This is a genomic window from Streptomyces sp. NPDC044984, from assembly GCF_040646935.1.
Lineage (GTDB): Bacteria > Actinomycetota > Actinomycetes > Streptomycetales > Streptomycetaceae > Streptomyces.
The window spans coordinates 1-13089 of the sequence record NZ_JBEZBE010000043.1; the positions used below are offsets into that span (position 1 = coordinate 1).

At 70.9% G+C, this 13089-nt stretch carries 16 protein-coding genes; 4 read left to right on the top strand and 12 right to left on the bottom strand.

Annotated elements, in window-relative coordinates:
* Positions 1-119: 119 nt before the first annotated feature.
* From AB0A94_RS33275 to AB0A94_RS33325, 11 genes are all read right to left on the bottom strand, one after another.
* On the bottom strand, positions 120-359 hold the full coding sequence (locus AB0A94_RS33275) for a hypothetical protein (protein WP_361749961.1): 240 nt from the start codon (positions 357-359) through the stop codon (positions 120-122).
* Between the two features lie 137 nt (positions 360-496).
* Complete coding sequence (gene dapD, locus AB0A94_RS33280; RefSeq protein ID WP_361749963.1) at positions 497-1486, bottom strand: 2,3,4,5-tetrahydropyridine-2,6-dicarboxylate N-succinyltransferase; 990 nt, start codon at positions 1484-1486, stop codon at positions 497-499.
* A 101-nt stretch (positions 1487-1587) separates the two neighbouring features.
* On the bottom strand, positions 1588-1908 hold the full coding sequence (locus AB0A94_RS33285) for a multidrug efflux SMR transporter (protein WP_361749965.1): 321 nt from the start codon (positions 1906-1908) through the stop codon (positions 1588-1590).
* Between the two features lie 86 nt (positions 1909-1994).
* Positions 1995-2327 carry a metal-sulfur cluster assembly factor gene (locus AB0A94_RS33290; protein ID WP_004989638.1) on the bottom strand — a complete coding sequence of 111 codons (333 nt, stop codon included), beginning with the start codon at positions 2325-2327 and terminating at the stop codon, positions 1995-1997.
* Positions 2324-2788, bottom strand: a complete 465-nt coding sequence (gene sufU / locus AB0A94_RS33295; RefSeq protein ID WP_361749967.1) for a Fe-S cluster assembly sulfur transfer protein SufU — start codon at positions 2786-2788, stop codon at positions 2324-2326. The genes AB0A94_RS33290 and sufU overlap by 4 nt, the downstream gene beginning before the upstream one ends.
* A gap of 11 nt (positions 2789-2799) precedes the next feature.
* The gene (locus tag AB0A94_RS33300) at positions 2800-4056 is read right to left on the bottom strand and encodes a cysteine desulfurase (RefSeq protein WP_361749969.1); all 1257 of its coding nucleotides are present in this window, start codon (positions 4054-4056) and stop codon (positions 2800-2802) included.
* Entirely contained in the window at positions 4053-4817 is a 765-nt protein-coding gene (sufC, locus tag AB0A94_RS33305; RefSeq protein ID WP_361749971.1) for a Fe-S cluster assembly ATPase SufC, read from the bottom strand. The genes AB0A94_RS33300 and sufC overlap by 4 nt, the downstream gene beginning before the upstream one ends.
* A gap of 7 nt (positions 4818-4824) precedes the next feature.
* Positions 4825-5142 (bottom strand): non-heme iron oxygenase ferredoxin subunit, encoded by a 318-nt coding sequence (locus tag AB0A94_RS33310; protein ID WP_344564054.1) that lies wholly within the window; start codon positions 5140-5142, stop codon positions 4825-4827.
* Positions 5139-6323 (bottom strand): Fe-S cluster assembly protein SufD, encoded by a 1185-nt coding sequence (gene sufD, locus AB0A94_RS33315; RefSeq protein ID WP_361749973.1) that lies wholly within the window; start codon positions 6321-6323, stop codon positions 5139-5141. Before sufD ends, AB0A94_RS33310 begins: the two co-directional genes overlap by 4 nt.
* 56 nt (positions 6324-6379) lie before the next feature.
* Positions 6380-7801, bottom strand: a complete 1422-nt coding sequence (gene sufB / locus AB0A94_RS33320; protein ID WP_361749975.1) for a Fe-S cluster assembly protein SufB — start codon at positions 7799-7801, stop codon at positions 6380-6382.
* Complete coding sequence (locus tag AB0A94_RS33325; RefSeq protein WP_361749977.1) at positions 7798-8511, bottom strand: ArsR family transcriptional regulator; 714 nt, start codon at positions 8509-8511, stop codon at positions 7798-7800. Before AB0A94_RS33325 ends, sufB begins: the two co-directional genes overlap by 4 nt.
* A 161-nt stretch (positions 8512-8672) precedes the next feature.
* On the opposite strand from AB0A94_RS33325, the gene AB0A94_RS33330 reads away from it, so the two are divergent.
* The 4 genes from AB0A94_RS33330 (at position 8673) to AB0A94_RS33345 (ending at position 12382) form a co-directional block, all read left to right on the top strand.
* A complete protein-coding gene (locus tag AB0A94_RS33330; protein ID WP_361749979.1) occupies positions 8673-9485 on the top strand; it encodes an AAC(3) family N-acetyltransferase in 813 nt (270 codons plus the stop codon).
* A gap of 31 nt (positions 9486-9516) precedes the next feature.
* The gene (locus AB0A94_RS33335) at positions 9517-10440 is read left to right on the top strand and encodes an ABC transporter ATP-binding protein (protein ID WP_361749981.1); all 924 of its coding nucleotides are present in this window, start codon (positions 9517-9519) and stop codon (positions 10438-10440) included.
* Positions 10441-10528: 88 nt separating this feature from the next.
* Positions 10529-11299, top strand: a complete 771-nt coding sequence (locus tag AB0A94_RS33340; RefSeq protein WP_361749983.1) for an ABC transporter permease — start codon at positions 10529-10531, stop codon at positions 11297-11299.
* 33 nt (positions 11300-11332) lie between these two features.
* On the top strand, positions 11333-12382 hold the full coding sequence (locus AB0A94_RS33345) for a COX15/CtaA family protein (RefSeq protein WP_361749985.1): 1050 nt from the start codon (positions 11333-11335) through the stop codon (positions 12380-12382).
* Here AB0A94_RS33345 and AB0A94_RS33350 read toward each other — a convergent pair.
* Positions 12340-13074 (bottom strand): nucleotidyltransferase, encoded by a 735-nt coding sequence (locus AB0A94_RS33350; RefSeq protein ID WP_361749987.1) that lies wholly within the window; start codon positions 13072-13074, stop codon positions 12340-12342. The genes AB0A94_RS33345 and AB0A94_RS33350 overlap by 43 nt on opposite strands.
* Positions 13075-13089 lie beyond the last annotated feature (15 nt).

Genomic DNA, 13089 nt, shown 5'->3' on the forward strand with positions numbered 1-13089 from the left:
TGCTTTTCGCCCTGGGCGCGGCGGCGGCTGCGGGGGCCGGCCTGTGGTCGGACCGGCTACTGGTCCTGCCCGCGCGGCACGTTCTCACGCGCCGCGGTCCGGACCGCCGGATCGCCCCCTCAGTCCCAGGCGTACCCGTCCCCGAACAGCAGGGTGTGTTCCAGTACGTCCTCCGCGGGGTCGTCGACCTGACCGACGTTGGCGTTGATCAGCCCGACGCGGTGACCGTTGTGGGAGGCCGTGTTGGTCTCGTCCGCGTGTGCGGAACTGGCCAGTGTGCCGCACAGCATCAGCACGGACGCCACTCCCATCACTCCGACCGCACAGCGGACCACGCCCCACACCCACTCGTTCGTCATCGCCCGTTCGTCCCCATTCCTGTATGTCAGTCGTCCCGGCTTCTGATCGGACCCTGTGTCCACCCGTTCATCTGCCAAAACGACCCCGAAGACACGGGGAGTAACCCGTACGAGGGCGTACGGGGGTGACGGCCGGCTCAGTTGTGACTGTGCAGGATCTCGTTCAGACCGCCCCAGACCGCGTTGTTCGGGCGGGCCTCGACCGTGCCGGTGACGGAGTTGCGGCGGAACAGGATGTGGGAGGCGCCGGACAGTTCACGGGCCTTGACGATCTCACCGTCGGGCATGGTGACGCGGGTACCCGCGGTGACGTACAGGCCGGCCTCGACCACGCACTCGTCACCGAGGGCGATGCCGACGCCCGCCTCGGCGCCGACCAGGCAGCGCTCGCCGATGGTGATGCGCACGTTGCCGCCGCCGGACAGGGTGCCCATGGTGGAGGCGCCGCCGCCGATGTCGGAGCCGTCGCCGATGACGACACCGGCCGAGATGCGGCCCTCGACCATCGACGTGCCGAGCGTGCCGGCGTTAAAGTTGACGAAGCCCTCGTGCATGACGGTGGTGCCCTCGGCGAGGTGCGCGCCGAGCCGCACCCGGTCGGCGTCGGCGATGCGGACGCCCTTGGGGGCGACGTAGTCCGTCATGCGGGGGAACTTGTCGACGGACGTCACGGCCAGGTGCAGGCCCTCGGCGCGGGCGTTGAGCCGCACCTTCTCGAGGTCGTCCACGGCGACCGGGCCCAGCGAGGTCCAGGCGACGTTGGCGAGGTGGCCGAAGACGCCGTCCAGGTTCTGGCCGTGCGGCCGGACCAGGCGGTGCGAGAGCAGGTGCAGGCGCAGGTAGACGTCGTGCGCGTCGACCGGCTTCTCGGCCAGCGACGAGATGACCGTGCGGACCGCGACCACCTCGACGCCCCGGCGGGCGTCCGGGCCGACCGCCGCGGTGGCCCCGCCGCCCAGGAGTTCCGCGGCCTGCTCGGCGGAGAGCCGCTCGGTGCCGGACGGGCCGGGCTGGTCGGCCAGGGCGGGGGCGGGGAACCAGGTGTCGAGAACGGTGCCGTCGGCGGCGATGGTGGCGAGGCCGGCGGCCACCGCGCCGGAGGTGCTGTGAGCAGTCGTGTCGGTCATGAGGGCAACCTAACCAACGGGTGGCCGCGGACGCGAACCGGTGCGGACCCCGTCTCGGCGTGCGGTCCGCGCGGGCGGCCCGCCCCGCCGGCCGGCACCGGTCAGTGCGCCCCGCCCAGGTTGAGCACCACCACTCCGGCGATGATCAGCGCGATGCCGCCGGCCTTGGCGAGGGTGAGTCCCTCGCCCATGAACATCGTGCCGATCACCGCGATGGCGGCCGTCCCGACCCCCGACCAGATGGCGTACGCCGTTCCGACCGACAGGGTCTTCAGGGTCTGCGCGAGCAGCGCGAACGCCACCAGGTACCCGGCGACGGTGACGACCGAGGGCCACAGCCGGGTGAACCCCTCGCTGTACTTCATGGCGGTCGTCCCGACCACTTCCGCTGCGATGGCTCCGGCGAGCAGTGCGTACCCCATGACGGCCGATCGTAGCCAGGGACGGCCGCACGCGAAGCGGCCCCCGGCTTCACCTCGCGCCGGGGGCCACTCCTCGAACCGCTCGCTCAGACGTTGAAGCCCAGCGCCCGCAGCTGCTCACGGCCGTCGTCCGTGATCTTGTCGGGGCCCCACGGCGGCATCCAGACCCAGTTGATGCGCAGCTCGCTGACCAGACCGTCCGTGGCGGACTTGGCCTGGTCCTCGATGACGTCCGTCAGCGGGCAGGCCGCGGAGGTCAGGGTCATGTCGACGGTCGCCACGTTGGAGTCGTCGACGTGGATGCCGTAGATCAGGCCCAGGTTGACGACGTCGATGCCCAGCTCGGGGTCGACGACGTCCATCAGGGCCTCGCGGAGCTCCTCCTCCGAGGCCGGCTTCATCTCCACGGTCTCGCTCATGCCGTTGTCCTTTCGGCGTCGGCGTCCAGCGCCTGGGCCGTCGCGTCCTTCCACGCCATCCAGCTGAGGAGGGCGCACTTCACCCGGGCCGGGTACTTGGAGACCCCGGCGAACGCGACCGCGTCCTCCAGGACCTCCTCCATCGCGTCGTCGGGCTCGATCTTCCCCTTGGACTGCATCAGTTCCAGGAAGGTCTCCTGGATCTTCTGCGCCTCGGCCAGGTCCTTGCCGACCAGCAGGTCGTTCAGCACGGAGGCGGAGGCCTGGCTGATGGAGCAGCCCTGCCCCTCGTAGCTGACGTCGCTGATCGTCGTGCCGTCGTACTTCACGCGGAGCGTGATCTCGTCGCCGCACGTCGGGTTGACGTGGTGCACCTCGGCGTCGCCGTCCCTCAGACCACGCCCGTGCGGGTTCTTGTAGTGGTCCAGGATGACGTCCTGGTACATGGAGTCCAGCTTCACGCCTCAGCCCCTCATCCGAAGAAGTTCCGTACGTGCTCCAGGCCGTCGACCAGTGCGTCGATCTCGGCCGGCGTGGAGTACAGATAGAACGACGCTCGCGTGGTCGCAGGAATTCCGTACCGCAGGCAGACGGGGCGCGCGCAGTGGTGGCCGACCCGGACGGCGATGCCCTGTTCGTCGAGGACCTGGCCCACGTCGTGCGGGTGGATGTCGCCGAGCGTGAACGAGATCGCCGCGCCCCGCTCCTCGGCCGTGGCGGGGCCGATGATGCGCAGGTCCGGGACCTCGGCCAGGCGCTTGACCGCGTACTCGGTGATGGCGTGCTCGTGGGCGAGGATCTTGTCCATGCCGATGGCCGACAGGTAGTCGATCGCCGCGCCGAGACCGACCGCCTGGGCGATCGGCGGGGTGCCCGCCTCGAACTTGTGCGGGGCCGGCGCGTAGGTCGACGAGCTCATCGACACGGTCTCGATCATCTCGCCGCCGCCGAGGAACGGGGGCAGGTCCTCCAGCAGCTCCTGGCGGCCCCAGAGCACGCCTATGCCGGTCGGGCCGCACATCTTGTGGCCGGTGAAGGCCACGAAGTCGGCCTGGAGGGCCTGGACGTCCAGCGGCATGTGCGGCGCGGCCTGGGAGGCGTCGACGCACACCAGGGCGCCGACCTCCTGGGCGCGGCGCACGATCGCCTCGACCGGGTTGACCGTGCCCAGGATGTTGGAGACCAGCACGAAGGAGACGATCTTCGTCTTCTCGGTGATGACCTCGTCGATGTTGGACAGGTCGAGCCGGCCGTCGTCGGTGAGGCCGAACCACTTCAGCTTCGCGCCCGTGCGCTGCGCGAGCAGCTGCCACGGCACGATGTTGGAGTGGTGCTCCATCTCCGTGATGACGATCTCGGTCTCGTGGTCCACCCGGTAGGGCTCGTCGGCCCAGCCGAGCATGTTGGCCACGAGGTTGAGCGACTCGGAGGCGTTCTTGGTGAAGATCACCTCGTCGCGCGAGGGGGCGTTGACGAACTCCGCGACCTTGTCGCGCGCGCCCTCGTACAGCGCCGTGGCCTCCTCGGCGAGCACATGCACACCGCGGTGGACGTTGGCGTTGTAGCGCTCGTAGTACTCGCTCAGGGCGTCCAGCACCTGGCGCGGCTTCTGCGAGGTCGCCGCGTTGTCCAGGTACACGAGCTTCCGCCCGTCGTGGACCTGCCGGTCCAGGATGGGGAAGTCCTTGCGGATCGCCTCGGTGTCGAGGAGGCCCGGCAGCTGTGTCACTCGGATGCGCCACCCTTCACGTATGCCTCGTAGCCCTCGTTCTCCAGCTTGTCCGCGAGCTCGGGGCCGCCGGACTCGACGATGCGGCCGCCGGCGAACACGTGGACGTGGTCGGGCTTGATGTAGCGCAGGATGCGCGTGTAGTGCGTGATCAGCAGGGTGCCGACCTCGCCGGACTCGCGGACGCGGTTGACGCCCTCGGAGACGATGCGCAGGGCGTCGACGTCCAGACCGGAGTCGGTCTCGTCGAGGATCGCGATCCTCGGCTTGAGCAGCTCGAGCTGGAGGATCTCGTGGCGCTTCTTCTCACCGCCGGAGAAGCCCTCGTTGACGTTGCGCTCGGCGAAGGCGGGGTCCATGTTGAGGCGCTCCATGGCCTCCTTGACCTCCTTCACCCAGGTGCGCAGCTTGGGGGCCTCGCCGCGGACGGCGGTGGCGGAGGTGCGCAGGAAGTTGGAGACCGAGACGCCGGGGACCTCGACCGGGTACTGCATGGCGAGGAACACGCCGGCGCGGGCGCGCTCGTCGACGGACATCTCCAGCACGTCCTCGCCGTCGAGGGTGACGGTGCCGCCGGAGATCGTGTACTTGGGGTGACCGGCGAGCGCGTAGGCGAGGGTCGACTTGCCCGAGCCGTTGGGGCCCATGATGGCGTGCGTCTCGCCCTGCTTCACGGTGAGGTCGACGCCCTTGAGGATCTCCTTCGTGGCGTTGTCGGCCTCGACGGTGACGTGCAGGTCTCGGATTTCAAGCGTTGCCATGGGTGCCTCAGGACTCCTGGGTGAGGGAGACGAGCACGTCGTCCCCTTCGATCTTTACGGGGTATACGGGGACGGGGCGCGTCGCCGGAAGGGCGTCGGGCTTGCCGGAACGGAGGTCGAAACGCGAGCCGTGCAGCCAGCACTCGATGTGGCAGTCGTCCACCTCGCCCTCCGCGAGGGAGACGTTCGCGTGCGAGCAGATGTCGTGGATCGCGAACACCTCCCCCTCGGTCTGCACGATGGAGACCGGCGTGCCGTCGAGCTCCACCCGTTTCGGGGTGTCCTCCTCCAGCTCGCTCAGCCCGCAGGCGCGTACGAAGGTCATGCGACCGCCGCCTCCAGCTCCTCCTCGATCTTGGCGATCAGACGCTCCTCGATGTCCGGGACGCCGATCTGCTGGACGAGTTCGGCGAAGAAGCCGCGGACCACCAGACGGCGGGCGTCCTGCTCGGCGATGCCGCGGGCCATCAGGTAGAAGAGCTGCTCGTCGTCGAAGCGGCCGGTCGCGGAGGCGTGGCCGGCGCCGACGATCTCGCCGGTCTCGATCTCCAGGTTGGGCACGGAGTCGACGCGGGCGCCGTCGGTGAGGACCAGGTTGCGGTTCATCTCGTAGGTGTCGGTGCCCTCGGCCTTGGCCTCGATGAGCACGTCACCGATCCACACGGCGTGCGCGTCGTCGCCCTGGAGCGCGCCCTTGTAGGCGACGTTCGACGTGCAGTGCGGGACGTTGTGGTCGACCAGGAGGCGGTGCTCCTGGTGCTGGCCGGCGTCGGTGAAGTACAGGCCGTACAGCTCGGCCTCGCCGCCGGGGCCGGCGTAGGTCACGCGCGGGTGGAGGCGTACGAGGTCGCCGCCGAAGGTGACGATCACCGACTTGAAGGAGGCGTCGCGGCCGAGGAGGGCGTCGTGCTGGGCGGCGTGCACCGCCTTGTCGTCCCAGTCCTGGACCGAGACGACGGTCAGCTTGGCGCCGTCGCCGAGCACGTACTCGACGTTGGCGGCGAGCACCGCGTCACCGGTGTGGTCGATGACCACGAGGGCCTCGGCGAAGGCGCCGAGCTCGACCACCTGGTGGGCGTAGGCGGTGCCGCCCTCGCCGTGCACCGCGATGCGGATCGGCTCGGTGAGGACGGTCTCCTTCGGCACGGTCACGACCGAGGCCCGCTCGAAGGCGGAGTACGCCTGGGCGGCGACGCGGTCCACCGGGGTGCCGGCGCGGCCGAGCCGCGCGTCGTCGCGGCCGACGGTCTCGACGGTGACGCCCTCGGGCGCCTCGACGGTGACCTCGACGCCCCCGTCGGTGGCGGTGGCGGTGCCGTCGTGCAGGCCGCGCAGCCGCTCCAGCGGGGTGAACCGCCACTCCTCCTCGCGGCCGTGGGGGACGGGGAAGTCCGCCACGTCGAAGGACGGGGGCGCGCTCATGCGGGTGGCGACGGTCGACTCGGCGGCGACCGCGATCGAGCCCGCGGTGGTGGAACCCACGGGGATGTTCTGAGCCTCAGCCATGGCTGTCGTAGTGCTCGCTTTCCTTTGCGTAAGGGGCTTGACGGAACGGCGTGGTGCTAGCCGACCGCGCCTTCCATCTGCAGCTCGATCAGCCGGTTGAGCTCGAGCGCGTACTCCATCGGCAGTTCCTTGGCGATCGGCTCGACGAAGCCGCGCACGATCATCGCCATCGCCTCGAACTCGCTCAGACCGCGGCTCATCAGGTAGAAGAGCTGGTCCTCGGAGACCTTGGAGACGGTCGCCTCGTGGCCCATGGACACGTCGTCCTCACGGACGTCCACGTAGGGGTAGGTGTCCGAGCGGGAGATGGTGTCGACGAGCAGCGCGTCGCAGAGCACGTTGGACTTGGAGCCCGGGGCGCCCTCGCCGATCTCGATCAGACCGCGGTAGGAGGTGCGGCCGCCGCCGCGCGCCACCGACTTGGAGACGATGTTGGACGAGGTGTTCGGGGCCATGTGGACCATCTTGGCGCCCGCGTCCTGGTGCTGGCCCTCGCCGGCGAAGGCGATGGACAGCGTCTCGCCCTTGGCGTGCTCGCCCATCAGGTAGACGGCCGGGTACTTCATCGTCACCTTGGAGCCGATGTTGCCGTCGACCCACTCCATGGTCGCGCCCTCGTAGGCCACGGCGCGCTTGGTGACCAGGTTGTAGACGTTGTTCGACCAGTTCTGGATGGTCGTGTAGCGGCAGCGGGCGTTCTTCTTGACGATGATCTCGACGACCGCGCTGTGCAGCGAGTCCGACTTGTAGATCGGGGCGGTGCAGCCCTCGACGTAGTGCACGTAGGCACCCTCGTCGACGATGATCAGGGTCCGCTCGAACTGGCCCATGTTCTCGGTGTTGATCCGGAAGTAGGCCTGGAGCGGGATCTCGACGTGCACGCCCGGCGGGACGTAGATGAAGGAGCCGCCGGACCACACCGCGGAGTTCAGCGACGCGAACTTGTTGTCGCCGACCGGGATGACCGTGCCGAAGTACTCCTTGAAGAGCTCCGGGTGCTCCTTCAGGGCGGTGTCGGTGTCGAGGAAGATGACGCCCTGCTGCTCCAGGTCCTCGCGGATCTGGTGGTAGACGACCTCCGACTCGTACTGGGCGGCGACACCGGCGACGAGGCGCTTCTTCTCGGCCTCCGGGATGCCCAGCTTGTCGTAGGTGTTCTTGATGTCCTCGGGCAGGTCCTCCCAGGACTCCGCCTGCTTCTCCGTGGACCGCACGAAGTACTTGATGTTGTCGAAGTCGATGCCGGAGAGGTCGGAGCCCCAGTTCGGCATGGGCTTCTTCTCGAACAGGCGCAGGCCCTTGAGGCGGAGCTTGGTCATCCACTCCGGCTCGTCCTTCTTCGCGGAGATGTCCCGGACGACTTCCTCGTTCAGGCCGCGGCGCGCCGACGCACCGGCCTCGTCACGGTCGGCCCAGCCGTATTCGTAGTTGCCCAGACCCTCCAGCTCGGGGTGGGCAGTCTCCGTGGGGAGAGTCATGCGGGGTTCCTCCCGGACGTGCTTTCAGATGCGTGGTGGGAAATCTTGGGGATGAACGTCGTGCAGACGCCGTCGCCGTGCGCGATGGTGGCCAGTCGCTGCACATGCGTACCGAGGAGCTCGGCGAAAAATTCCGTCTCGGCCTCGCACAGCTGCGGAAACTTCTCGGCGGCGTGGGCGACCGGGCAGTGGTGCTGGCAGAGCTGCTCACCGACCGGCGCGCTGCGCGCAGTCGCAGCGTACCCGTCCGCGCTGAGGGCCTTGGCCAGGGCTTCCGTCCGGTCCTCGGGGGCCGCGGCCTCGACCGCCTTGCGGTACGCGTCCGCCTGGGCGGCGATCCGGGCGCGGGCGAACGCGGCGATCGCCTCGTCGCCGCCCTCCCGCTCACCGATCCACCGCAGGGCGTCCACGGCCAGTGTGTCGTACGACTGGTCGAAGGCGTCCCGCCCGCAGTCGGTGAGGGCGAACACCTTGGCCGGGCGCCCGCGCGTGCGCGTGCCGTACACGCGCCGCTCGCGTGCCTCCACGACGTTGTCGGCGACCAGCGCGTCCAGGTGCCGGCGTACGGCCGCCTGGGTGAGCCCGAGCCGCTCGGCGAGCTCGGCGACGGTCGACGGGCCGTGGTCCAGGACGGAGCGGGCGACACGGTTGCGGGTGGACCGCTCACCGGTTGCCAGTTCCTCGTGGGGAGCCTCGCCGACGTTTTTCACAACGCCATTGTTGCGTAATTCATCCGAGCCGGGCAAGCCGCGCCCGAACGGCCCGAAGGTGCGCTGCATCACTTAGGCATACCTAACGTGACCTGCGGAAACGATCTTTGATCGATCAAAACGGTGGCGCCCGGCGGCGGCTTCGGGGACACTCCCGGACCATGCCCACACCCCCTCCGACCGGCCCTCTTGTCACCCGCGACACCCTCACCGCGCAGCTGCGCGAGCTCGGTGTGCGGCCCGGTGAGACCCTCCTCGCGCACACCTCGCTCAGCTCCCTGGGCTGGGTCAACGGCGGACCGGTCACGGTCGTCCGGGCGCTGCTGGACGCGCTGGGTCCGAACGGCACGCTGGTGGTCCCCACCCAGTCCGGCGACCTCTCCGACCCGGCGCTGTGGCAGGCACCGCCGGTGCCCGAGGAGTGGTGGGAGACCGTCCGGGCGACCATGCCCGCCTACGACCCGCTGACCACCCCCTCGCGCGGGGTCGGGGTGATCCCGGAGACCGTACGGACCTGGCCGGGCGCGGTGCGCAGCGCGCACCCCCAGACGTCGTTCGCGGCGGTCGGCGCCCGCGCGGCGGAGATCACGGCGGGGCACGCGCCCGACTGCCGCCTCGGCGAGCGGAGCCCGCTGGCCGCGCTGGAGCGGCTCGGCGCGCGGGTGCTGCTGCTCGGCGCCGGGTACGACACCTGCACCGGCTTCCACCTCGCCGAGTACCGCGTCCCGTCCCCGCTCGTCGAGGTGGGCCGCCCCGGCCCGGACGGCTGGGAGACGGTCGTCGAGGTGTCGATCACCTCCGAGCGCTTCGACGAGCTGGGGCACGACTTCGAACGGGACCGTCCCGTCGTGCGCGGCCGGGTCGGGGCGGCCGAGGCGCGGCTGTTCCCCGTGGCGGACGCGGTGGCCTACGCCGAACGCTGGCTGCCGGTGCACCGCCCCCGTGAGGAGGGGATCCAGCACCCCGCGGTCTGAGGCCCCGGCCGTCTCCCTAGACTCGTGACCCATGCGAAGTGAGCCCGTGGTCCAGGTGCAGGCCCTGGTGAAGCGGTACGGCACGAAGACCGCGGTGGACGGCCTCGACCTGGTGGCCCGGCAGGGCGTGACCGCCGTGCTCGGCCCCAACGGGGCGGGCAAGACGACCACGGTCGAGACCTGTGAGGGGTACCGGCGGCCGGATTCCGGCACGGTGCGCGTCCTGGGCCTCGACCCGGTGAAGCAGTCCGCGGCGCTGCGGCCCCGCGTCGGGGTGATGCTCCAGTCCGGCGGCGTCTACTCGGGCGCGCGGGCGGACGAGATGCTCCGGCACGTGGCGAAGCTGCACGCGCATCCGCTGGACGTGGACGCGCTGATCGAGCGCCTCGGGCTCGGCTCCTGCGGCCGTACGTCGTACCGGCGGCTCTCCGGCGGCCAGCAGCAGCGGCTCGCGCTCGCGATGGCCGTGGTGGGGCGCCCGGAGCTGGTGTTCCTGGACGAGCCGACCGCCGGCCTCGACCCGCAGGCCCGCCGCGCCACCTGGGACCTGGTCCGCGATCTGCGCGCGGACGGCGTCTCCGTCATCCTCACCACCCACCACATGGACGAGGCCGAGCAGCTCGCCGACGACGTGGCGATCATCGACGCCGGCCGGGTGATCGCCCAGGGCTCCCCCGAGGAGCTGTGCAGGGGCGGCGCCGAGAACACGCTCCGCTTCTCCGGACGGCCGGGGCTGGACGTGGCGTCCCTGCTGAAGGCGCTGCCCGCCGACTCCTCGGGCGCCGAAGTGGCCCCGGGCTCGTACCGGATCGTCGGCCGGGTCGACCCGCAGCTGCTCGCCACGGTGACGTCCTGGTGCGCGCAGCACGGGGTGATGCCGGACCGGATCTCGGTGGAACGGCACACCCTCGAAGACGTCTTTCTGGAGCTCACCGGCAAGGAGTTGCGCTCATGATTCCGGCCCAGACGGAAACCGGCCGGGGGCCCGGGGGTCGCCCCCCGGAAAGACACAGCCTGGAGCCCACCGGCAAGGAGTTGCGCTCGTGACGGCCACCGGCACCTACTCACCGAAACCGGGTGCGGCACCCCTGGCCCGCATGATCGCCGCGCAGGCCGCGCTCGAGACGAGGATGCTGCTGCGCAACGGCGAGCAACTGCTGCTGACGGTGATCATCCCCACCCTGCTGCTGGTGCTGTTCAGCACCGTGGACGTCGTGGACACCGGTGAGGGCGAGGCGGTGGACTTCCTCGCCCCGGGCGTCCTCGCGCTCGCGGTGATGTCGACGGCGTTCACCGGGCAGGCGATCGCGACCGGCTTCGAGCGCCGGTACGGCGTGCTGAAGCGGCTGGCCTCCTCCCCGCTGCCGCGCTGGGGCCTGATGACCGCGAAGACGCTGTCGGTGCTGGTCACCGAGGTCCTCCAGGTGATCCTCGTGACGGTGATCGCCCTCGCGCTCGGCTGGTCCCCGCAGGGCGGCCCCTTCTCCGTGTTCCTGCTGCTGGTCCTCGGCACCGCCGCCTTCTCCGGGCTCGGCCTGCTGATGGCGGGCACCCTCAGGGCCGAGGCGACGCTCGCCGCCGCCAACCTGGTGTTCCTGCTGCTGCTCGTCGGCGGCGGGGTGGTCGTACCGCTGGACAGGTTCCCGGACGCGGCGCAGGACGTGCTGGGCCTGCTGCCGATCTCCGCACTGTCGGAAGGCCTGCGGGACGTGCTCCAGCACGGGGCCGGAACGCCGTGGGACAGCCTCGGGATCCTCGCCGTGTGGGCGGTCGCGGGTCTCGCGGCGGCCGGACGGTTCTTCCGCTGGGAGTAGCGGGCCGGGTCCGGGGCGGACCCTCGTGAAAGCATGCACAAGCGGCGTCCTACGATGGGACGCGTGCCAAACGTGACCCGCGCCGACGCCCAGGCGGCCCTGCGCAACCCGCTCGCCTTCATCGCCGCACGCTGGACCCCGGATCCCCGGACCGTCCGGCGGGCGGCCCTCGCCGCGCTCGTCATGGCGGTCGTCATCGTGGTCACCGGCGGTGCCGTACGGCTGACCGGCTCCGGCCTGGGCTGCCCGACCTGGCCCAAGTGCACCGACGACTCGCTCACCACGACCAGCGAGATGGGCCTGCACGGCGTCATCGAGTTCGGCAACCGCCTGCTGACGTACGTGCTGTGCGCCGCCGTCGGCTGGGCGATCATCGCCGCCCGCTCGGAGAAGCCGTACCGGCGCAGCCTGACCCGGCTGGGCTGGGCGCAGTTCTGGGTCGTCATGGGCAACGCCATCCTCGGCGGCATCGTGGTCCTCGTCGGCCTGAACCCGTACACGGTCGCGGCGCACTTCCTGCTCTCCACCGCGCTGATCGCGGTCGCCACGGTGATGTGGCAGCGCACCCGGGAGGGCGACGCGGAGCCCCGGCCGCTGGTCGGCAAGGCCGTGCAGCAGCTGGTGTGGTCCATGGTGGCCGCCTCCGTGCTGCTGATCGCGGTCGGCACGGTGGTCACCGGCGCGGGCCCGCACGCGGGTGACTCCAGCGACGTCCCGCGGATGCCGCTCGACTGGGAGACGGTCAGCAAGCTGCACGCCGTACTGGCGTGGATCGTGGTGACGCTGACGTTCGCCCTGTGGTTCGTCCTGAAGGCGGTCGACGCCCCCGAGGGGCCCCTGGCCCGCACCCGCGAGCTGTTCCTGATCCTGCTCGCGCAGGGTGCCATCGGCTACGTCCAGTACTTCACCGACCTCCCCGAGGTCCTGGTCGGCCTGCACATGTTCGGCTCGTGCGTGATGTGGATCTGGGTGCTGCGCGTGCTGCTGTCGCTGCGCGAGCGCCCGGCGGCGACGGCGCCGGACCCGGTCGTACCGGCCGCTCAGGAGCCCGCGACCAGCGCGTCGATCGCCGGTCCCAGGTAGTCCCGGGTCAGCCGGGCCCGGCGGGCGGTCCACTCCTCGGCGGGCGGCGCGGCAGCGCCGTAGCGCCGCCTCCGGATGTCCTCGACGACCTCGCCGGGCGCGCCGAGGCCGGGCAGGACGTCCAGGGCCTCCCGCTTGGTGATCAGGCGGCCCTCGCGGAGGGTGACGGTGGCGCGGGCGAAGGTCAGCAGGCCCAGGTCGACCCACACGTCCTGGGTCCAGTTGGCGGCCCGGTCCACCTCCCGCCGCCAGTAGTCGCGCTGGTCGCGCACCACGAAGCCGGCGAGTTCGCCGTCCGGCACCGGCGGCAGCGCGTCCGCGGGCGGCACCCCGTGCAGGACCCGGCCGAAGGTGTGCAGCTCGGTGCGGGTGACCGGGGTGACGGGACGCTTGAAGAGCTGCTCGTGCGCCCAGGTCAGGTGGCGCCGCCCGGCGCCCGCCGCGGTGTCCGGCGTCAGGTAGGTGCAGTGCAGCCGGTCGGCGAGCGGCTCGGCCCGCAGCCGCGCGTGCAGCAGCGCGACGCGCCACGCCGTCCGGGCCGTGACCGGGTGGTCCAGGACCGCGATCACGTCCAGGTCGCTGCGGCCCTCCACGTAGTCGCCGCCGGCCAGTGAGCCGTGCGCCCACACGGCGACGGGGGTGAGCGGTGCCAGGCCGGTGAGGAAGCGGTCGAGCAGGGCGTCGGTCGGCATCCGCCCAGTCTTCAC